The sequence below is a fragment of the Microbacterium sp. B24 genome, assembly GCF_000333415.1.
GTDB lineage: Bacteria > Actinomycetota > Actinomycetes > Actinomycetales > Microbacteriaceae > Microbacterium.
Genome location: NZ_BADB01000327.1, coordinates 1 through 1,017, shown reverse-complemented (window position 1 = coordinate 1,017; position 1,017 = coordinate 1). Strand labels below are relative to the sequence as shown.

Here is a 1,017-nt window from a genome sequence, read left to right as displayed (position 1 = left end):
CCGCGCCGAGATGACGACGCGCTGCCCGGTGAACTCGTCGGCCGACACGTAGTCGTGCACGTGCAGCTGACGACCGGCGAAGTCCTCCTGGCCGGGGTAGTGGGGCCAGAACGGGCGTCGCCACGTGCCGGTCGCGTTGATGACGTACCGCGCGAACCATACGCCTCGGTCGGTCTCGATGCGCAGGAGACCGTTCGGGTCGTCGTCGACACGGCGAACCGCGCGCACGATCACCGGACGGTGCACGCGCAGATCGAAGCGACGCTCGTAGTCCGCGAAGTACGCGGGCAGCACGTCCGCGCTCGGCGCCATCGGATCGGCGGGCGGCACGGGTGCGCCCGGAAGCTCGTAGATGCCGTTGACCGTTCCCATCCGCAATGACCGCCAGCGATGCTGCCACGCCCCGCCGGGGGCCGCGTCGGCGTCGAGCACCGCGAAGGTGCGGGCGTCGCCGTCGCTGGGTGCGGGGACGAAGCCGCGGCGACGCAGATGGTATGCGGCCGACAGGCCCGCCTGGCCGGCACCGATGACGATGACGTCCACCGTCGCGGTGGGGACGTCGATGCTCATGTCCTCTTCAACGCCCCGCACCCGGCGATGTTCCCGACCTGGATGTCGGGAGCACACCGTAGTCTGTTCTGGTGACCACCGCCCTGTACCGCCGCTACCGACCGGAAACGTTCGGCGAGATGATCGGGCAGGCGCAGGTCACCGAACCGCTCATGACGGCGCTGCGCAGCGACCGCGTCGGCCACGCCTACCTCTTCAGCGGTCCGCGCGGCTGCGGCAAGACGACGTCGGCCCGCATCCTCGCGCGCTGCTTGAACTGCGCGGCCGGCCCGACCGACACGCCCTGTGGTGTCTGCGACAGCTGTGTCGAGCTCAGCCGCGGCGGCGGTGGTTCACTCGATGTGGTCGAGATCGACGCGGCATCACACAACGGTGTCGACGACGCCCGCGATCTGCGCGAGCGCGCGATCTTCGCCCCCGCGCGCGACCGCTTCAAGATCTTCATCC

At 70.1% G+C, this 1,017-nt stretch carries 1 protein-coding gene and 1 pseudogene; one reads left to right on the top strand and one right to left on the bottom strand.

From position 1 onward, the window contains the following. Nucleotides 1-570, bottom strand: a 570-nt coding sequence (locus tag I5I_RS08475; RefSeq protein ID WP_036318357.1) for an NAD(P)-binding domain-containing protein, incomplete at its 3' end; no start/stop codon positions are given. Nucleotides 571-641: 71 nt separating this feature from the next. Between I5I_RS08475 and I5I_RS08470 the strand changes: the two are divergent. After that, nucleotides 642-1,017, top strand: a pseudogene (locus I5I_RS08470) (DNA polymerase III subunit gamma and tau); the annotation flags it as partial.